This is a genomic window from Leisingera sp. ABM4_103, assembly GCF_056158685.1.
Map to the genome: position 1 here is coordinate 1,168,321 of NZ_JBSWTU010000005.1, position 18,802 is coordinate 1,187,122.

At 58.6% G+C, this 18,802-nt stretch carries 14 protein-coding genes and 5 pseudogenes; 14 read left to right on the forward strand and 5 right to left on the reverse strand.

Annotation, left to right across the window (positions count from 1 at the left end; translation table 11 throughout):
• Positions 1-27: 27 nt before the first annotated feature.
• From ACXAED_RS07150 to ACXAED_RS07160, 3 genes are all read right to left on the reverse strand, one after another.
• Positions 28-1,101: a YVTN family beta-propeller repeat protein gene (locus ACXAED_RS07150; RefSeq protein WP_475048219.1), complete on the reverse strand. Its 1,074-nt coding sequence runs from the start codon at positions 1,099-1,101 to the stop codon at positions 28-30.
• An 852-nt stretch (positions 1,102-1,953) separates the two neighbouring features.
• Positions 1,954-2,388 carry a DUF4405 domain-containing protein gene (locus ACXAED_RS07155; protein WP_475048221.1) on the reverse strand — a complete coding sequence of 145 codons (435 nt, stop codon included), beginning with the start codon at positions 2,386-2,388 and terminating at the stop codon, positions 1,954-1,956.
• A 647-nt stretch (positions 2,389-3,035) separates the two neighbouring features.
• A complete protein-coding gene (locus ACXAED_RS07160; RefSeq protein ID WP_475048223.1) occupies positions 3,036-4,064 on the reverse strand; it encodes an IS110 family RNA-guided transposase in 1,029 nt (342 codons plus the stop codon).
• Here ACXAED_RS07160 and tnpA point away from each other — a divergent pair.
• From tnpA to tnpC, 3 genes and pseudogenes are all read left to right on the forward strand, one after another.
• Positions 4,063-4,545: an IS66-like element accessory protein TnpA gene (gene tnpA / locus ACXAED_RS07165; protein ID WP_475048225.1), complete on the forward strand. Its 483-nt coding sequence runs from the start codon at positions 4,063-4,065 to the stop codon at positions 4,543-4,545. The genes ACXAED_RS07160 and tnpA overlap by 2 nt on opposite strands.
• Positions 4,539-4,892: an IS66 family insertion sequence element accessory protein TnpB gene (gene tnpB / locus ACXAED_RS07170; RefSeq protein ID WP_475048227.1), complete on the forward strand. Its 354-nt coding sequence runs from the start codon at positions 4,539-4,541 to the stop codon at positions 4,890-4,892. The genes tnpA and tnpB overlap by 7 nt, the downstream gene beginning before the upstream one ends.
• Before the next feature lie 54 nt (positions 4,893-4,946).
• A pseudogene (tnpC, locus tag ACXAED_RS07175) lies at positions 4,947-5,957 on the forward strand (IS66 family transposase); the annotation flags it as partial.
• A gap of 279 nt (positions 5,958-6,236) precedes the next feature.
• On the opposite strand, the gene ACXAED_RS07180 reads toward tnpC, so the two are convergent.
• Positions 6,237-7,259, reverse strand: a complete 1,023-nt coding sequence (locus ACXAED_RS07180; protein WP_475048228.1) for an IS110 family RNA-guided transposase — start codon at positions 7,257-7,259, stop codon at positions 6,237-6,239.
• A gap of 69 nt (positions 7,260-7,328) precedes the next feature.
• On the opposite strand from ACXAED_RS07180, the pseudogene ACXAED_RS07185 reads away from it, so the two are divergent.
• The 6 genes and pseudogenes from ACXAED_RS07185 to ACXAED_RS07210 all read left to right on the forward strand — a co-directional run.
• A pseudogene (locus tag ACXAED_RS07185) lies at positions 7,329-7,577 on the forward strand (IS66 family transposase); the annotation flags it as partial.
• 89 nt (positions 7,578-7,666) lie between these two features.
• Positions 7,667-7,750: pseudogene (locus ACXAED_RS07190) on the forward strand (hypothetical protein); the annotation flags it as partial.
• Between the two features lie 28 nt (positions 7,751-7,778).
• Positions 7,779-8,027 carry a plasmid pRiA4b ORF-3 family protein gene (locus tag ACXAED_RS07195; RefSeq protein ID WP_475053044.1) on the forward strand — a complete coding sequence of 83 codons (249 nt, stop codon included), beginning with the start codon at positions 7,779-7,781 and terminating at the stop codon, positions 8,025-8,027.
• Between the two features lie 210 nt (positions 8,028-8,237).
• On the forward strand, positions 8,238-8,561 hold the full coding sequence (locus tag ACXAED_RS07200; RefSeq protein ID WP_475048229.1) for a hypothetical protein: 324 nt from the start codon (positions 8,238-8,240) through the stop codon (positions 8,559-8,561).
• 321 nt (positions 8,562-8,882) lie between these two features.
• Entirely contained in the window at positions 8,883-10,112 is a 1,230-nt protein-coding gene (locus tag ACXAED_RS07205; protein ID WP_475048231.1) for an ABC transporter transmembrane domain-containing protein, read from the forward strand.
• 623 nt (positions 10,113-10,735) lie between these two features.
• A complete protein-coding gene (locus tag ACXAED_RS07210; RefSeq protein ID WP_475048233.1) occupies positions 10,736-11,194 on the forward strand; it encodes a hypothetical protein in 459 nt (152 codons plus the stop codon).
• A 48-nt stretch (positions 11,195-11,242) separates the two neighbouring features.
• Here ACXAED_RS07210 and ACXAED_RS07215 read toward each other — a convergent pair.
• Positions 11,243-12,229, reverse strand: a pseudogene (locus ACXAED_RS07215) (IS30 family transposase); the annotation flags it as partial.
• 365 nt (positions 12,230-12,594) lie between these two features.
• Here ACXAED_RS07215 and ACXAED_RS07220 point away from each other — a divergent pair.
• The 5 genes and pseudogenes from ACXAED_RS07220 (at position 12,595) to ACXAED_RS07240 (ending at position 18,438) form a co-directional block, all read left to right on the forward strand.
• Positions 12,595-13,682, forward strand: a pseudogene (locus tag ACXAED_RS07220) (IS3 family transposase).
• A 328-nt stretch (positions 13,683-14,010) separates the two neighbouring features.
• On the forward strand, positions 14,011-14,511 hold the full coding sequence (locus ACXAED_RS07225) for a MarR family winged helix-turn-helix transcriptional regulator (protein WP_475048234.1): 501 nt from the start codon (positions 14,011-14,013) through the stop codon (positions 14,509-14,511).
• Between the two features lie 13 nt (positions 14,512-14,524).
• Positions 14,525-14,974 carry a CBS domain-containing protein gene (locus ACXAED_RS07230; RefSeq protein ID WP_475048236.1) on the forward strand — a complete coding sequence of 150 codons (450 nt, stop codon included), beginning with the start codon at positions 14,525-14,527 and terminating at the stop codon, positions 14,972-14,974.
• A gap of 62 nt (positions 14,975-15,036) precedes the next feature.
• Entirely contained in the window at positions 15,037-16,722 is a 1,686-nt protein-coding gene (locus tag ACXAED_RS07235; protein WP_475048238.1) for a SulP family inorganic anion transporter, read from the forward strand.
• 768 nt (positions 16,723-17,490) lie between these two features.
• On the forward strand, positions 17,491-18,438 hold the full coding sequence (locus ACXAED_RS07240; RefSeq protein ID WP_475048240.1) for a DMT family transporter: 948 nt from the start codon (positions 17,491-17,493) through the stop codon (positions 18,436-18,438).
• The last annotated feature ends 364 nt before the right edge of the window (positions 18,439-18,802 follow it).

Genomic DNA, 18,802 nt, shown 5'->3' on the forward strand with positions numbered 1-18,802 from the left:
CTTTCACCTAATAAGGGTCGCGAACGTCTACTTGCTCAGTGCGACCATCTGGTGCCCCTCGCCTTCGATCGGGATCTCCTTGGTTGCCGTCAGCGTTTTTCCGTCGACAATCCAGATCTTGGGCTCGTCGCGGCTTGACACGAAGATCGACCCCGTCCCGGGGATCGTCGTCAGGTGGTAGGGCGCGGGGGACAAAACAGCGTCGACGATGTTGCCGGATCGCAGGTCAATCGACACGATCCTATCCGTTTCCTTGGCGGCGACCATCAGGTGCGCCTGGTCCTCGGACAAATCCAGGCCGTGGATTTCACCGCCGATTTCAAATGTTCGCACGTCCCGGCCGGTTGACAGATCGATCTCAACGATCCGACCGATGTCTGCGTCAGCCACGAAGAGCATGCCGCCATCAGAGCTCATCGTCAGATGCTCGGGCGCCTCGCCCGCGATCATGTTCCGGCGAACGATCCCGAGCTCGAGATCAACCTCGCTGACTGTCCCGTTCCCAGCATTCGAGATATAAACGATGCTTGGATTAGTACCGAAGACTGCGTAGTTCGGCATGGAGCCCGTGGGAATCCAGGCAACCAGTTCGAAACTGTCGAGATCGGCAATGGATATCCCGTCGCTACTTGGGTGGGTGGATACGGCAAAACGTCCGTCCGGCGAAATCGCTACATGGTGCACGGCACCCGGCACCTCGATTTTGCGAAGCAAATCACCGGTTGCGGCGTCGATCACCGACAAAGGGCTGACACCGGCATCGCTCGGCCCAAGTGCTTTCTTGGGTTTGGAATGGTGTGCCGCGTGTTCGTCGTCACTGACAGCAGCGGGCTTTGACATTTCGGTGGCGTCATCGCGGTCAATTTCCATATAGCTGCCTGCAACGAGGTAGCGGGAATTCGAGCTGCCAGCGAGGCCGTGCACCGCTTCGGTGCCTACAATGCGGCCTACATCCTGGCCCGTGACAGCATCGACGATGCGGATCGCATCTGCGCGGCCTTCGGGAATGTAGACGCGCGCAGTATCGGCATTTGCCGAGACCGCGGTTAGAGCGGTGGATAGGGAAATGGCAAGAGCCGTCGCGAGAGTCGCAGTTTTCATCGGAGTGGTCCTTTTCGTCTTGAAGAAGGGTGTAGGGCGTCAGCCTTGCGCAGCAGAGCTCCGGATCACTAGAAAATCAGCGCGAGCCGCCGCCGCTTGTCCGGCGCGCCGGTTCGAGCGCGGGCTGGTCGGTGCCGAGGGGCGTTTGTGCCGCTGGTTCTGCTGTTCCGACATCGCCGCAGCAACAAGAGTTGGCTTGCGTCGCTGACGGCGTCACCTGTTCCCGGGGGAGTGATTTGGGAGGTTCCATGATTGTGGTCCTTTCATGCGCGTTCGAAGCTGTAGACGCAGCAAAGGGCGAAGCATTACGGGCAATGCGCTGATGAAGAGACAGCACGAAGTTATGCTGAACAAACCGTCTGGCGGTCCGCATCAACGGCAGGCACTCAACCGTGCCGGGGAGGACGAAACAGACCGAAAACGAGTGCCGGAGGCGTCGAATACTGCAGAGGGACAGGTACGATGCTTACGCCTCCAAGGTCGATCGTGGAGCTTTGTGCGCTGCCGAAGAACAGGGTGTGACAGGATGCGACCGTCCCGCAATGCGCGGGCATCACATTTGCGGATACTGGACCCCCTCGGACGAAACATCGTGAAGGGAGGTAACGGCAGAAACCCTAGAACTAGCCACCGTGACGTCATCCACGTGAGCGTGAGCGAAACCTGCGGCCAGCACCGATACCACAATCAGTACCAATGCCGTCGCATGGCACGCCGCAAGAAGCATATTTTTACATACAGAGAGATTCACGTGGCAGTGAATCCCATTAGATCAAAGACGACAACTGAGTTATTCTGGTGAACAAAGACGATCCCCGCGACGGGTCTCGTCGCGGGGATTTTCATATGGGGTTAGTCCGCCCAATATTCATGCTTGAAGAATTCGTTGAGGTCCAACAGCCAGCTTGCCGGGGGCAACCCGAATACTGTCAACAGGACCAGCACGACCACGAGCACCAATCCGATCACGGCTTCAAGTCGATACCCTTGCGGGCACATCCTATTGCCCATGATCATGGTTATGAAGGTCCGAAGATGCAGGGCGATATGCCACAGCGAAAACCCGACAAAGAGCGTAGACAGAACGATGTGAATGTCGTCCCAACCCTGTCGACCCCAGCCCAGCACCTGCCAGTCGATCGCGTTGGAAATCCTTCCCTTTGGAGCAAAATACAACACCCCGCCGCTGACCAGCATAGCCAGGAAAGAAAAGGTGACGCCAAATACCGACATGGCTCGCCCGGCGATCTTTGCTCTGACATGTGTGGTTAATTCTACGTTGGCCATATATGCCTCCACTTTCGATGGAACCATCATAGAATGTGCTCAACAAATTCGCTTTGATCTGGGTTCAAATTTACGACATTTTGCAACGAATTTCACAGCGATGAAGCGTCGTTATGCCGCTCCCACGACCTCGGTGCTGAACGGCACCGGATTAGCCGGAGGCTTCAACTCCTGAGTAGCAACTGTGTTTCAGATGGCGGCTTCAAAATAGGAAGTTCCGGCCCGCATCATCGCATTCAGAACGGTTATTAGCTTCCGCGCGCAGGCCACGATAACCGTAACCGGTGTCCCGGCCCCACGTTGTAGCGCCTCTCCCGTGCTGCGAAATCTTGCACATCTCGCAGTGGGGAGTGCGTTCCGCAATGTGCGCTATAAATTCGTTTGTGTGGATGCCGCTCAGAATGCAAGGCTCGCGTGAGGCTTTCTGAACCTGTGATCGAGTGCGCGCTTGTGTCAGGCCTCCGATTGCGGCTCCTCACATGCGCCGCGGGCCGGGATGGTGGTTCGCGGGCCGGGTCCAACACTTCTCAGCGGGCTGAACACCCTACGAATTACGATGGTTTTCCCTGCCCCGATCCGGTCGATCAGTTGTCCATTCAGCTCATGCCTTCCTCACATCCCCGACGTCCAAAGTCTGACGTCAGCCTTTATGCTTCAGCCAGAGCCGGAGCCCGGTAGTTTTCATCTTTCGTCAGCATCGCCCAGATCTGTCGAACCATCTTGTTCGCAAGCGCTATGGCGACTAATATACGCGGTTTCCGTGACATCAATTTCCCGAGCCACGTTTCCTCAGAAATGCCCCTACGGGATGCCCCGACTATGGCGGTCATTGCTCCGATCACCAGCAATCGCCGGATATCGTGCTGCCCGGCCTTGGACACCCTGCCTAAGCGCGCCCGGCCGCCCGAAGAATTCTGTTGGGGAACAAGTCCGAGCCATGCGGCAAAGTCGCGGCCACGCCGAAACGTTTCCATCGGGGGTGCGAAAGCCTCAATTGCCATAGCGGTGATTGGGCCGACTCCCCGCATGGTTTGCAGGAGTTTGGCGCGATGACCTTTCTTCGAAACTTCAGAGATCTGTTCGTCGAGCTCGCTGATCTGAGCTCCAAGGCTCTTGATCTGCTGTATTAGGCTGCAACAAGCGATCCTTGCGGCGACAGGCAAGCCATTGGTCTCGTCCTCAAGGACTTGGATCAATTTCGGAAGATGCTGCAATCCAACCGGAGCGATGTAACCGAATTCGTAAAGATGCAAGCGCAGCGAATTGACTAACTCTATTCTCTGCGCGACTGCCTTCTGGCGGATGCGGAACACCACGGCTCGCGCTTGTTGTTCCGCGGTCTTCGGTTCGACAAAGCGCATTTGCGGCCGGGTCGCAGCCTCGGCAATCGCTTCTGCGTCGGCAGCATCGTTCTTCTGTCGCTTGACATACGGCATGACATATTGCGGTGAGATCAGTTTGACGACATGGCCAACCTTTTCTAACTCCCGCGCCCAAAAATGCGCTCCAGGGCAGGCCTCCATAGCCACCGTGCAGCCAGGGTGCGCCTCCATAAACCGCATGAACTGCGAGCGCGTGAACTTTTTACGAAACACAACCGCCCCGTCAGCCGCAGCTCCGTGCAACTGAAACACGTTTTTTGCGAGATCTACGCCTATTATAGAAACGTTTTCCATGGATGCCTTCTCCTCTCCTGCGTTTGGTCACAACACCACAAGCTTGGCATATCGCGGTGCCGTCGGAGGAGAGCGGCATCCACCCCATCTTCTCAAATCGTTGGGCGTCGAGATCTACGCGTCGGGTCACCGGCGCTGGCCGGATGAGGCCAAGGCCCGGGCGGTGGCGGATACGCTTGAACCGGGCGCGACGGTGAATGGTGTGGCTGCGCGGTATGGGGTCTTAGCGAACCAGCTGTCGGCCTGGCGCCGACTGGCGAAGCAGGGGAAGCTGGTGTTGCCAGCGGCGGAGCTGGACGAACCGGTCTTCGCCCCGCTGGTTGTCTGCGATGTTCCAGAGGTGCAGCCTGCGCCGGACATAGCCGCTTCAGCAGAGGTGATCCGGATCGTTTCCGGCGAAGCTAGGATTGAGCTGGCGCCCGGCACGCCCGCAATCCGGATCGCAGAGATCGTGTATGCGCTCGGGGTCACGCCATGCTGATACCCTCGCAGGGCGTCCGGATACTGGTGGCGACAAAGCCGGTGGATTTCCGCAAAGGCCATGACGGCCTGGCAGCGCTGGTGCAGTCAGCGCTGGCGGAAGATCCTTTCACCGGCACGGTCTTTGTGTTCCGCGCCAAACGGGCGGACAGGATGAAGATCCTGTTCTGGGACGGCAGCGGGCTTGTCATGGCATACAATCGGCTGGAGGACAGCACGTTCACCTGGCCTGCGATCCGCGACGGGGCGATGACGCTGAACCGCGCCCAATTCGAGGCGCTGTTTGCCGGGCTGGACTGGCGGCGGGTGCGGTCCCTGGAGGCGCGCCGCCCGGCTGAGGCAGAGTGACTCGGGCTGCGGAAAGCCTGCTCCCGGAGGGGTGGATCAGGGTATGGTCCGGCCATGTCCAGCGCCCCGCCCATCGACCTTTCTGCCATTCCCGAAGACCAGCGTGACGCCGTTCTGGCAGTGCTGCGCGAGCGGGATGCGCTTCGGGAGGCCAACAAACGCCTGGAGCATCTCGTCGCCGAGCTGAACCAGGCCGTGCATGGCCGGCGGTCGGAGAAGCTGAGCGAGGACGAGCGGCAGCTGGCTTTCGAGGATCTCGAGACAGCAGTGGCCGAGGCCAAGACGCAGCAGGACGCGCAGACGTCCACCGGTCCGGCGCCGCGCAAGGCAGCCCGCCGCAACCGGGGCAATCTGCCCAAGGATCTGCCGCGGATCGAGAAGGTGAACGAACCGGCCAGCCTGGACTGCCCATGCGGGTGCGGCGAGATGCACCGGATCGGCGAGGATCGCACCGAGCGGCTGGATATTATTCCCGCGCAGCTCCGTGTCATCGTCACTGTCCGGCCCAAGTATGCCTGCCGCGCCTGCGCTTAGGGTGTCATCCAGGCACCGGCCCCCGCGCATCTGATCGAGGGCGGCCTGTCGACCGAGGGCGCCATCGCGCATGTGCTGGTCAGCAAGTTCTCGGACCATCTGCCTTTATACCGCCAGAGCCAGATCCTGGCGCGGTCCGGGATCGATATTCACCGCAGCACGCTCGCTGATTGGGTGGGGACAGCCGCCTTCCACCTCGGTCCCGTAGCCGACCGACTCGCCGAGCACCTGAAAAGATCGGGCAAGCTGTTCATGGACGAGACCACAGCGCTGGTTCTGGACCCGGGCCGGGGCCGGACAAAGACCGGGTATCTCTGGGCGCTGGCCCGGGACGACAGGGGATGGGGCGGCTATGACCCGCCCGGCGTGGTCTTCACCTATGCCCCGGGCCGTGCCGGGCAGAACGCGGAACAGATCCTGCAGGGCTTCAATGGCATCCTGCAGCTGGACGGCTATACCGGCTACAACCGGCTGACGCGCCCCTCGCGGAAAGGCGGCGCGCCGGTCACCGTCGCGCATTGCTGGGCGCATCTATGGATGCCCCCGCTCTTGCAAAGTTTTTCTGTTGTCAGTCACGCACCGCGACTGCGGTCATCTATCCGGCCTGTCATGGCGATGCGCCCCGCACCGCCGGCCTTGATGGTTAATCCGCGAGTCGGGTCCCAATCACGCAGCGCGAGCTCGGAGCTCGATGCGCCCAACGAGTTCAGCCGACCCCGGTCCGCCCGGTCGTGCCATCTCGTTCAGAAAGTCCCTCGTATCTGCGGTGGCTTGCCGACAGCCGTCAGCAATCCTCATTTTGTCTCATCATCAAGCCGCTTGGCGCATCGGAATGCCGTAGACACCGCCAAACTTCATCATCGCCCAGATCACGCGGGCCGTCTTGTTGGCAACGGCGACCGTTGCGACATTGGCAGGGCGCCTGGCTCGTAGTTTGGCGAGCCAAACCCAGGTCTTGCTGTGCCAACGCATGATCGACCAGCTGCCGTGGATCAGCAGGCGGCGCAAATACCCGTTGCCACGTTTGCTGATCCCGCCCATGCGCTCTACACCGCCGGTCGAATGCTGCCGGGGAACCGAACCGAGCCAGGCAGCAAAATGTCGGCCCGACTTGAAGTCAGATGGGTCTCGCGTCGCGGCAACCATTGCCGTCGCAATGACAACCCCTACGCCCGGGATTGTCATGAGCCTGCGGCAGGTCTCGTTCTCACGGGCAAGAAGGACAAGCTCCTTGTCGATCGCCTCGAGCTTCTTAGCAACCTGCTCGAGTTGCTCCACCAGATAGAGCAATGCTTGCCGCGCAGCCCCCGGCAAGCGGCCATCGTTCTCATCACGAATGACATTGATCAGGAGCTGCACCCGGTGCGCCCGCTGCGGTCCGACAATGCCGAACTCCGTGAGATGACCGCGGATCCCGTTGATCAGCTGGGTCCGCTGGCGCATGAGCATCTCGCGAACCCGGTGCAGCACCAGGATCTCCTGTTGGTCTTCCTCCTTGATCGGAACGAAGCGCATCGTGGGCCTGGTCATTGCCTCGCAAATGGCCTCTGCATCCGCCGCATCGTTCTTGTTCGTCTTCACATAGGGCCGGACATATTGCGCGGGCAACAATCTTACCTCATGACCGTGCCGCCGAAGTGTACGAGCCCAGTAGTGACTGCCCGGACAGGCTTCCAGGCCGATCTGGCAACAGGGCAGTTCTTTGAAGAACGGCTCGACTTCGTCGCGCTTGAGCCTGCGACGCAAGACCGGCTTGCCTTCCCGATCGGCCGCGTGAACCTGGAAAATGGACTTGGCGATGTCCAGCCCGACAAGGGCGATTGGTTCAGTCATTTTCAATCTCCTCTCTCGCAATCAGTCCTCTCAACCTGCACCAACGGTTGCCGGTTGGGCGAGAGGGGGCATCCATGCCATCATGCCCGCAGGAAGCTGAAGGAAGTCTTCGACCGCGACGGCTCGGAGATCGCCGCCGAGGGACTGCGCCGGATTGCGGAGCTTTACCGCATCGAGGCTTAGATCCGCGGCATGGGCCCCGGCCAGCGGCCGTCGACCCGGCAGACCCGCACTGCGCCGCTGGTCGCCGGGTTCGGAGAATGGCTGCAAAGCCAGCGCCGCCGGATCTCCTCAAAGTCGCGCCTCGGAGAGAAGCTGGCTTAGGTGGATTCACATCCGAAGAGCAAATTCTGTAGTAAAGCAGATGTTTGCATGGAGGCTATTGAAGGGAACGCAGCTACCCTCACCTGAGTTTGGAAGAACGCCGGAAGATTGCTAAGTGGCGTGAAGCCAAAAGGCCGGAGCCTGAGATCGGAAATTGGCTGGGCCGCGCAGGCCGGCGTCAGAACGATCCAGTATATCTATGACTTCGGCGATGACTGGGACCACAGCGTCCGGATCGAGCGGGTCAACGATGCCACCCCCGGCGTGATCTACCCAAGGCTCCTCAAGGCCACCGGTGCCTGTCCGCCCGAGGACGTCGGCGGCGCCTGGGGCTACGAGGAGTTCCTCGAAGCCCTCGCCGATCCCGTCCACGAACAACATGACGACATGGTCGCTGGTCGGGTGGCGCGTTTGATCCTGACGATGCTAAGGCCGACAGGATAGTCGAGCGGTTTAGCCAGCTTGCGAAGAAATGGACTCCGCAACCCCGAAAACCCAAAGCCCCCAAGGGCACGATCTGAGAATTGCCCACGTCCGCAGTCTACGCCAGATGGTTACCGAGAATCCCGGTCTGGAAATGTATCAAAACGTATCCTTGAGTTGCAGTCATGTGCTGGCTAGCTAGATAGAGTGGAGGCAAAGGGAGCTGTTTTGATGCGCCATACAGCGGGGAAATTGTGGACATCGCTGACGCTAGCACTGGTGTTGGCGCTGTCCGCACTTTTTGCGCCCCTGACCTCTGAAGCAGAAAACCAGTCTGAGGGAGTTTCTGTTGCACAGCATGAAACTGTAGACGGGCACAGCCATTCCAGCCCCGTCCCTTGCCGCAAGGCTGCGGCCTGTGAAGTGTCTTTTGCGGTGCAGCCATGGCGGAAGGTTTCCATTGCTGAAAAAGCAGGAAAGCTGGCTGTTGTCTTAAATGATTCCGGTCTGGCTTACGCGGCGCCCGAAGCGCATCTTCCGCCTCCTAAAGCGTGATCCCAAGCACCTGCTCCTACTGCTGGCTATTCCCTCCGCTGGAGGGCAGCGGCTTGCATGCATTTGTCGGCTCAACCCGGAGCGAAGGCTTAATAGGCTAGCCGCGGTGCGCTCAACCGCTGCGTTTGCGGATGTCTGCAATGGACCTCTGACCACCGTCTCACGACATCTCAATTAAACTAAGGACAGTCGATGCCTTCTAACACAACTTGGTGCGTGGCTATTGCCGGCGCTGACCTTGATCCCCAGACAGCAGCACCTCAGCGTGGCAGTTCCAATGGGGCTGCCGCATTTTTTCTCTCTTTCTGAAGACCGATTTCAATGCCGCCCGAGCCCACTTTTCCGCACTACCATTCTTTTGCCCTTGAGACCGCCAATTGGCTGGGCTTCAGATATGATGAAACCTCCCCGGAATGGGTGCATCCGGCGATGCATCTGGTTTTTCTGCTGGCCCCGGCGCTGCTGGCAGTCTGCGCAGCCACTCTGCTCGGCCGGGTGCTCCACCTGCGGCTGTCGTATTCCACCGCAAGCCTGATTGAGCCGACTAACGAGCACATCGTCGGCCTTGACCGCAACCTGATTGCCCACATTGTCCGGACCACGCGCCGCCAGCAGTTTTTCCTACTGCTTCTAAGCCTGTCACTGCTGCCAGTCCTGTATCTATCACTGGAACTGCCCAAGCAGATAGTGAACAACGTCCTGGGCAATTCGCACACGCCGCTGAGCCTGTTGGGATACGACCTCACCGCCACACAGCATCTGGCAGTTTTGAGCGGTGTTTTTCTGCTGGCAATCACGCTGAACGGCGTCGGGAAGTACCTGCTTAACGTGCTAAAAGGGCGGCTCGCCGAACGCTGCCTTAGGCGTCTACGGTTGCTTACCTACCGCCATTGGCGCAAACACACTTGGGGCACCCGAAAAAGCGAGCTTCCGCAGGTTCTAGGGCAGGAAGCGGAACCGATTGGCGGATTTTCAGCAGATCTGGTGGCGCTTCCGGTTACCCAGGGCGGAACGCTGATCACGATTCTGCTGTTCATGTTCATGCAGGATCCAATCCTGGGCGCGGCTGCTCTAGCCATTTTGCCGCTGCAGCTTTTTCTGCTGCCTTTTCTGCAGCGGATCGTGAACCGGCTGAGCCGGGAGCGCATTCAGGAAATGCGGAATCTTGCACGTGGTTTGGCAGGGCAACTGAACCCGTCAAAGGACCGTCCCGGCGAGGTTCTGGTAACCGCCGCCTCTCTGCGGCAGCTAGAGCATATCCGCAGGCGCATCCATCGGGTGAAGTTCTTTACCAAAGCGCTGAACAATTTCCTAACCGCGCTGACGCCGTTTCTGTTCTATTCCCTGGGGGGCTACTTTGTCCTTGAGGAGCGCATTACTCTGGGCGCACTGATCGCGGTGCTGGCGGCGCACAAGGATTTCTCAGCTCCGCTTAAGGAGCTGTTCCGATTCTACCAGCAGCTTGAAGACACAAAAATACGCTACAAAGAGGTTCTGCGTTTTCTGCTGGAACAGGAGGAAGAGGACAAAAAGTCGTCGGCGAACGGCTGACATCCATACCCCCGCCGGAAATGCGATCATCGCCCTCCAGCACCGGAAGGAGCCGGGTCAGCATCTCCTGGGTGACCTGCCCCCCCCACTGCTCCCTCGCTCATAACGAGAGTCTGCGGGTTTGTGATGTGCTACCCAACCTTGGACCGCCGGAAGCTAGATTTTCCCAGCTGTTGCTCTGAGCCCCAACTACTATGAAGAAAAATACGCCCGGGATTGGACGAAGTCAGCCGCGTGAACTGTCCGGTCCAAGGGGCGCACTCCAGGTTTTGGGGAGATTACATCCGGCGATTACACCTTGAACACCAAGGATTTTTCCAACCGAGCGCTGAGTGCCTGCGGCGTGGATTGTAGAAGCCCTTTAAGTATTGGACGATAGCCAGTTCGGCGGTCCGGCACGTCCGCCTTGACCGTTGGCACCTAAATCACACAGATTCGTGGCTCACGTCGATGCCCCGCTCGTGCAGCATATCTTCCACGTTCCTGAGCGTAAGCGGAAACCGGATGTACAACATCACTGCAAGGCGGATGCATATTGTGCTAACACTATTGGCGATTGGGAGAAGCCATCAGGGGAATCCCGGCATTAACTGTCGCAAACCGCGCTCTAGGAGTCTGTGTCCATGAAAGTTGAAACTTTTTCTGATCTTATAGTCTGGACGCGGGAAATGCATCATCGACTCGCTGAATGCCTGGCCCACTGTTCGACGCAATCCGAGCAGGAACTGGCCAAGATGTTGCTTACTTACCTCGCCGACCATGAGGCTGCTTTGGAAAAAATCGTCGATGGCTTTGTGCAACGAGCCGATCCCAAAGCGCTCAACACATGGGTATATGACTATTTGGGCCACGAGCCGATCAACCCCCACCGCACCTGCGACGCACCTTTCGCACAGATGAGTGTCGACGAGATCTGCGAGTCGGTCTTCGACTTTCACAATCAGGTGATCACTTTGTATCGATATTTGCTAGGACGCGCCGAGATTCCCGAAGCACGCGACCTTCTTCAGGCTCTACTGAATATGGAAGAGCACGAGACCATGCGTCTCGCTCAGCAGAGCAATCGCATCCGGGATATGTAAGTCAAAGACGTGGAGGCTCAAGGGTCGTTGCGACGCTTCCTGCTTTCCTAGCTTCATGAGTTCGTCCCGGAAGGCTTCAGCCGGTGTGCGCCATCCGAGGCATTTTCTGGGTGTGCCGTTCAAGCGGTCGCAAATCGCCTTCATTGAGCGATTTGAGAGCGCGGCCACAGGCGTATCCCGTGGCAGGTAGCGGCGCGCCCGCTTGTTGAGGTTCTCGACGGATCCTTTCTGCCAGGGCGCCTGGGGATCGCAGAACCACGCCTCCGTTCCGATCCCAGGCTTGAGCTTGCGCCAGTTCCGGAACTCGATCCCTCTGTCGAAGGTGATGGACCGCCGCGCCGGCTGGGGCAGGGGTTCCATGACGTCCATCAGCCGGTTCATCAGGTGTGTGGTGCTTCTGTCTTGGTTTCTGAACAAGACGGCAAACCGCGTCTTTCGCTCTACAAGCGTGGCCACGTTGGCATTGCCCTGGGCGCGTTCGAAGATCATCAGATCGCCTTCCCATTCGCCGAATGTCTCGCGGGACTTCACGTGCTCCTGGCGCTGATGAATGGAGCGCTCCGGCGGGAAAACAAGGCCGCGCGGCCTGCGCGCATAGCGCGGCTGCCGTTTCTTGCGCCGGCTCGGCAGGTGGCGCGCCAGTTCTTCGGATTGGCCATCGGGGCCATAGACGTAAGCGTAAATGGTCTCGTGACTCACGCGCACCGGTTGACCTCCAAACCAAAGACGGCCGGCAATCTGCTCTGGTGACCAGCCTTCCTTCAATTGGGTGATCACTGCTTTGCGCAGTTCTTTCAATCGCACGAGTTTGCGGCGGCGCATGCGTCTGGCGGCCGCGGTTCTCTGTGCGTTCAAACCGTAGTAGCCGTTCAGATATGACAGTTCACGGTCTTCAAAGCGGTTGCGCTTGATCTCGCGGTAGACAGTAGAGCGATGCCTGCCGAGCGCAGTCGCAATCTTGCTCACGGGCGTCTTTGCGTTCAGCATATCCTCAATTGCGCGCCGTTCACGCAAATCCAGCTCTATGTGGGCCATCTTCCATTCTCCTTGCTTTCCAGCAAGATAGGGGAATTGTCGCAACCCAATCTAGAATGTGCCACGCAATACTGAACCTGACGTATAAGACATGATTTTGCGTTCTTCGCTCGGGTAATCTCGCCAAAGTGCCTTGACCTTGCAGCACCTGGAAGTCCCCGGTTGAAAATTGTGGCTCCGCAAACGCCACTTACATCTTGATCTGGGTTAAGGAAGGTTTTGCGGAATGCCGGATAATTCGCCTATGACTTGGAGTTGTTCGTGAGCAAGGAACTAAAATCATTGCAGGACTGGCGGTAATCCCCCCCGATCTTAAGGGGATGCGGAAGTAGAATTTTCTCGGCAGGATGAACGAGGAGATTCCGATGAAGAAGACACGATTCACCGAGGCCCAGATCATGGGTGTGCTGTGCCAGATGGAGGGCGGTGTGCCTGCCGCTGAGCTGTGCCGCGAACATGGGATGAGCAGCGCCAAGCTTTACAAATGGCGTGCGAAGTACGGCGGCATGAACGCCAGCCTCATCAGCGAGATGAAGGCTATGGCCGAGGAGAACCGGCGGCTGAAGCGCATGTACGCCGAAGTCAGCATGCAGAACGACCTGCTGAAGGAGGCGCTCGGAAAAAAATGATCCGGCCAGCTCAACGCCGAGAGTTGGCCGTGAAAGCGGTGGCCATGAAGGGCGTCAGCATTGCGCTGGCATGCCGGGCATTCGATGTCAGCGAGACGTGCTATCGGTACAGCCCGAAGCTGGACGGGGAGAACGAGCAAATCGCCGACCTGCTCCTCGGCCTGACAGCTGCAAGGAAGACCTGGGGCTTTGGCCTGTGTTTCCTGTATCTGCGCAACGTGCAGGGTCACAGGTGGAACCACAAGCGTGTCTACCGGATATACCGTGAGCTTGAGTTGAACCTTCGCATCAAGCCGCGCAAGCGTCTGAAGCGGGAAAAGCCGGACGAACTGGCTGTACCTGAGGCCCCGAATGAGGTCTGGTCGATGGACTTCATGGCCGACAGGCTGGGGGATGGACGGCAATTCCGGCTGCTGAACGTTCTGGACGACTTCAACCGCGAAGGACTGGGCATTGAGATCGACTTTTCACTGCCTGCGGAACGGGTTGTTCGAGCCCTGAACCAGATCATCGAATGGCGTGGTGCCCCTGAGAGAATTCGTGTCGACAACGGTCCGGAATACGTCAGTGGCACCCTCATGGAATGGGCGGAGAACCGGGGCATTGCCTTGGCATACATCCAGCCCGGAAAGCCTTAGCAGAACGCCTATGTCGAGCGCTACAACCGGACGGTCCGCCACGAATGGCTGGACTTATACATTTTCGAAAGCATCGAAGAGGTCCAGCAGATTGCCACCGAGTGGCTCTGGTCCTACAACCATGAACGCCCGAACATGGGCAACGGCGGGATGACACCTGCACAGAAACTGAAGATGGCCGCGTAAATTCTACGACCAAGCCCCCGCAAAACGGGGGGATTACCGGATTACTTTAAACGAGGTGGCTGAGCGGCACGATCTGCGCCCTAACCATCGGCCGCGTCGCGGCGTCTATCTGACGGCCGGTTCCGGAGTCCTTGGCGCCTTGCTTGAGCGGCACGACAGGTGTGCGCCATTGTAGGGGCTCGCCACTTTAGGCGGCCCAAAGCAGGCGTCACGACTATGGGTTGCTTGGGCCGCAAGATTTCCAGCGATGCAAAAAGAGCATAGCAGGTATGCAACCGCCACGTCTTTGCCTTCTTGCATAATATATGCATGGATATAATATTGACGCATGATCAGAAAGCAAAATGACCTCGTCGGATCGCTGTTTCAGGACATCGCCCATCTCATCCGCCAAAGGATCGATAGGGAGCTGCAACCCTACGGGCTGACACGCCTAAAGTGGCTGGCCATCGGGCTGATTCAATCCAACTCGGGGCTCACACAGACCGAGCTGGCGCAGAAACTTGAACTCAAACCAGCGGCAACCGGAAAGCTGGTGGACCGGCTGGTGGAGCGGGATCTTGTCGAACGTCGGCCGGATGAAACCGACCGCCGGATTCACCGGCTGATCCTGACCCAAAAGTCGGAAGACCTGCTGACCCGGCTAGAACCCGTGGGGCACGCCATACGCGAGGATATACTGCAAGACCTGGGACAAAGAGAACGCAAACAGCTGGAGGACACCCTGAAGACACTCAAACGCCGGTTGACCCGTGCAGCCGTGGCCGTGGCCGCGCTACTTGGGTTATCGGATTTCCTGCCCTGGGCAGGCACTTTAGCATCCATCTGAAGGAAAGATCAGCATGACTGTTCGCAGTATCATCAAAGAGCATCAGGCACTAAAATCTCCTTTCTGTAAACTCGACGCGACAGTGTTTGACGTGGCCGTGGCGCTCGCCGATCTTGACGTCAACGCGCTCGCCGTTGTGGACGGCGACAAACTGGCCGGGATCATCACCGACCATGACGTCATCCGGGCCTTGGCGGATACCGGCTCGGACCTTGAACGAGTCAATGTAAGTGAATGGATGACACCTGACGTCAAGACCTGTTCGCCAGATAACAAACTGTCAGATGCGCTCAACATCATGGGGCGCTATCGCATCCGCCATCTCGTCGTGGTCGACGGCGACCGGCCCGTCGCCGTGATCGGCGCAAAGGACGTTTTGACGCGAATTCACGAGAATGACCAATTGCATCTGCGGGTGCTGCAGGACATTACGCGCGCCACCCACACTTCTCAGGTCGTCTGAAAAACCAGCGCTGGCCGCACAATTGCGTGCTGGCCAGCGCCCGATAATCCGAGGGCCAATCCGTGGCGACGACGCCCGAACTTTACACGCCGAAACTCGTGACCATTCTGCGGGACGGATACGGGATACCAGCCCTTCGGTCGGACCTCACCGCCGGGCTGACAGTCGCTGTTGTCGCTTTACCGCTGTCGATGGCCATAGCCATCGCATCCGGTGCGACACCCGCGCAAGGACTGTACACGGCGATCATAGGCGGGTTTCTGGTGTCGGCACTAGGAGGGAGCCGGTTCCAGATCGGCGGACCCGCGGGCGCGTTCATCGTGCTCGTTGCCTCGACCGTCGCCCAGCACGGCATGGACGGGCTGTTCTTAGCCACTGCTATAAGCGGATTGTTCCTGATTGCGGCCGGAATTCTGCGGCTTGGAACCTATATTAAGTTCATCCCCTATCCCGTGACCGTCGGTTTCGCCGCCGGGATCGCCGTCATCATCTTTGCCAGCCAGCTGCGCGAGCTTTTGGGCCTGTCGCCCGAGGGGGCGGAACCGGGTCCGTTGGTCGAAAAGCTTCCTTATCTTCTGTTTGCATTGCCAACTTTCAGGGTGACGGCCTTTGCGGTGTCGCTTGCAACTATTGCCGTTATCATTTGGCAGCGGCGCTATCGCCCGCATTGGCCGGGCATGTTGATCGCGGTCACGCTTGCTGCCTTGGCTGTCTGGGCTTTCTCTCTGCCGGTTGAAACAATAGGCAGCCATTTCGGCGGCATCCCCAGTGGCCTGCCCGCGCCCAGCCTGCCCGTTATATCATGGACAAAAGTCCAGGCTGTGTTCCCAAACGCCGTGTCTTTTGCCCTGCTGGGTGCGATTGAATCACTTCTATCGGCAGTGGTCGCAGATGCCTTGACCGGCAGGCGCCACCGCTCGAACTGCGAACTGGTAGCGCAGGGTGTCGCCAATGTCGGCTCAGCACTTTTCGGCGGCATCTGCGTTACCGGTACCATTGCGCGCACCGCCACCAACGTTCGGGCCGGGGCGCACGGGCCTGTCGCGGGCATGTTGCACGCCGCTTTCCTGCTGGCATTCATGCTCGTCGCCGCACCGCTGGCGTCCTATATTCCGCTGGCGGCCCTGGCAGGTGTTCTGGCGGTTGTCTCCTGGGATATGATCGAGCGTGACGCGATCGTCATCCTACTTCGCTCCAATGCCGGTGAAGCATCAGTCCTGGGTGTCACGTTCCTGTTTACGATCTTCCGTGATCTGACTGAGGCCATCGTTGTCGGGTTCGCACTGGGCGCTGTGCTGTTTATCGCGCGGATGTCTCGTGCGACTTCGATCGAGACCGCAACGCCCTTTGTCCCCGTTGACCGGCCTGACGACAGCAACGGTGGCCGCACCGAATTCCACGAAGAAGTGGCCGCCGACCCCGACATCGTTGTCTACCGCATCCGAGGCGCATTCTTCTTTGGCGCTGCGGCATCCATCGGTGCGGTGCTTGACCGGATCTCGGACACCGCGCATGCGCTGATCCTCGATCTTTCGGCGGTTCCGTTCATTGATTCCACCGCCGCCGCAGTGATGGAATCCCTCGGGCGCAAGATGCACAAAAAAGGCATCCCGTTGATTCTTATCGGTACCACGCACGAACTGCGGCAGGAGCTGTTTTCTCACCACCTCAAGCCGCCCTTGGTCTGTTACAAACCGAGCCTTGAGCACGCACGAAGCAATGCATCAAAACGGCCCGTGCCGACATGAATACTATCATATTATTACGGCATCTCCGGGCGCTGTCGGCGGGGGTGCTCCTGTCCCTGACCGCGTTTCTTACTAGTTTAGTAGCGACAGCCATTGACAGCGGCCTTACCACGCCCTAAACCGCGCCGGGTTTGCCGGAGGCTGATTTCAGCTAGTTTCGCGGCTATGCTCCCTGTTTCCAGAGCCGCGAAGTAATGCGCATCAGCTCCCCGAAGTCGCAATGCCCCCGCTTGCAATGAGAGTTCGGGATCCACCCGGGATGCTGAAACGCGGTTTCGCAATGCATAGGTTGCCGTCGTTGGGGCGCCCGCAGCAAAGCTTCGGTCTGTCTTTCTTCTCAATGGTCGGTCCTAACTGCAGCAAAAGGGCCGTTCGGATTTCACCGGGTCTACTCGTTCGAAGGTCCGAAATTGGCCATTCTCTGCGCTGCCAATTCTTTCGCGCCGCAGGTGCGGGGCTTTCTGCGCTAGCAAAAAATGCAAGAGCAAAGGGCGGCTCCGTTCCGCTCACTGCTAGTCCAAGCTCGACCAGGTGAAGGGCCGCAGTCTCGGAGTTCAGCCGTTCACGCCTAGCGCGGCAAATTTGCAGCAAGAGCCCACAACCGCCACTGACAAGACCGTTCACATTGCTGCCGCAGCAGATCGGTCAGTACCCGAGGCGGTCATCTGACCGTATGGCTGCAATACCGAAACCGGACAGCCAATGCGCAAGAAACGGGTCGTTTGCGCTTCGCGTTGAAAGCTAATTTGGCATTCAGGAAACCTTCCGATGGACACGCAAGACATGAACCAGTCACCGATGATATCAATGGATTTGAAGGCCGCGGCCATGCTGCTGCTGCTTGCCGCAGTATGGGGTGGGTCGTTCTTTTTTGGCGAAGTTGCCTTGTCAGAAGTGCCACCGTTCACAATCACCCTTCACAGGGTGTTCTGGGCTGTTCCGCTCCTTGCCCTCATCGTTCACTTCAAAGGATTGCGTATTCCCAGATCCCCAAAGGTTTGGGGCGCTTATCTCGTCATGGGGGCTCTCAACAATGCTATTCCCTTCTCGCTGATCTTTTGGGGGCAGACACAGATCAACAGCGGGCTGGCATCAATATTGAATGCAACGACGGCAATGTTCGCCGCAGTTGTTGCAGGGCTGTTGCTCAAGGACGAACCGCTGACGCCGAAGAAGATTGCGGGGGCCATGCTGGGTATCGCAGGGGTGGCATTCATCATGGGGCCAAGTGCGGTGATTGAATTCAATCCCGGAAATCTGGCACAACTCGCAATCCTAGGCGCCACTCTGTCTTATGCTTTTGCCGGTGTTTGGGGAAGAACAGCACTGTCCGGCCAGCCCCCGCTGGTTAACGCATTTGGCATGCTGGTTGGCAGCACAGCTCTCATGATCCCAGTTGTCTTCGCCGTTGATGGGCTTCCGAATATTGCCCTATCCCCAAGCATTTGGGGGGCTCTTCTGGGCATGGCTGCTCTCTCGACTGCACTGGCCTACGTCCTTTATTTTGCAATTCTGGCGCGGGCAGGGGCTGCCAATCTGCTTTTGGTCACTCTGTTGATCCCGCCCTTTGCTATCGGGCTTGGCGTAATGTTCCTCGGTGAGCGGATGGAGCCGGAAGCCTGGATAGGGTTTGGTATTATTGCTTTTGGTTTTGCTGTCACAGACGGACGATTGTTCTCCCGCCTTTTCCGGCGAAAGCCGCAGCAAGCTGAATGACGGCGACTTATGTTAAGTGGCGAAGCTTACCCTTCCTGAGTGGCGAGATCCCCCGCCACGACTTAGCCCGGCCTTGCGTCGGGTTCGCTTTTGCAGCCCGAGCTATCCCGAGCGTGTCCCAGCGGTTGAAAACTGGTTCAGACTCGCTGGTGGCTACAAGCAGCTTTTGAGACCGCTTTCGGAAAACTGAGCAAAGCTTGCAAAGTCAGACTCCCGCCCGAAGCGGTCACGCTAGGTTGCCTGGGCTTCGCCTGCAGTGAATGACAACTCCGTCCCGCTCTTCGATGGTCGATCCCGCTTACGACGAAAGGGAGGATTTGACTTGTCCTCTCGGACTGACCTTCAATGGCTGCTCTGGCGACAC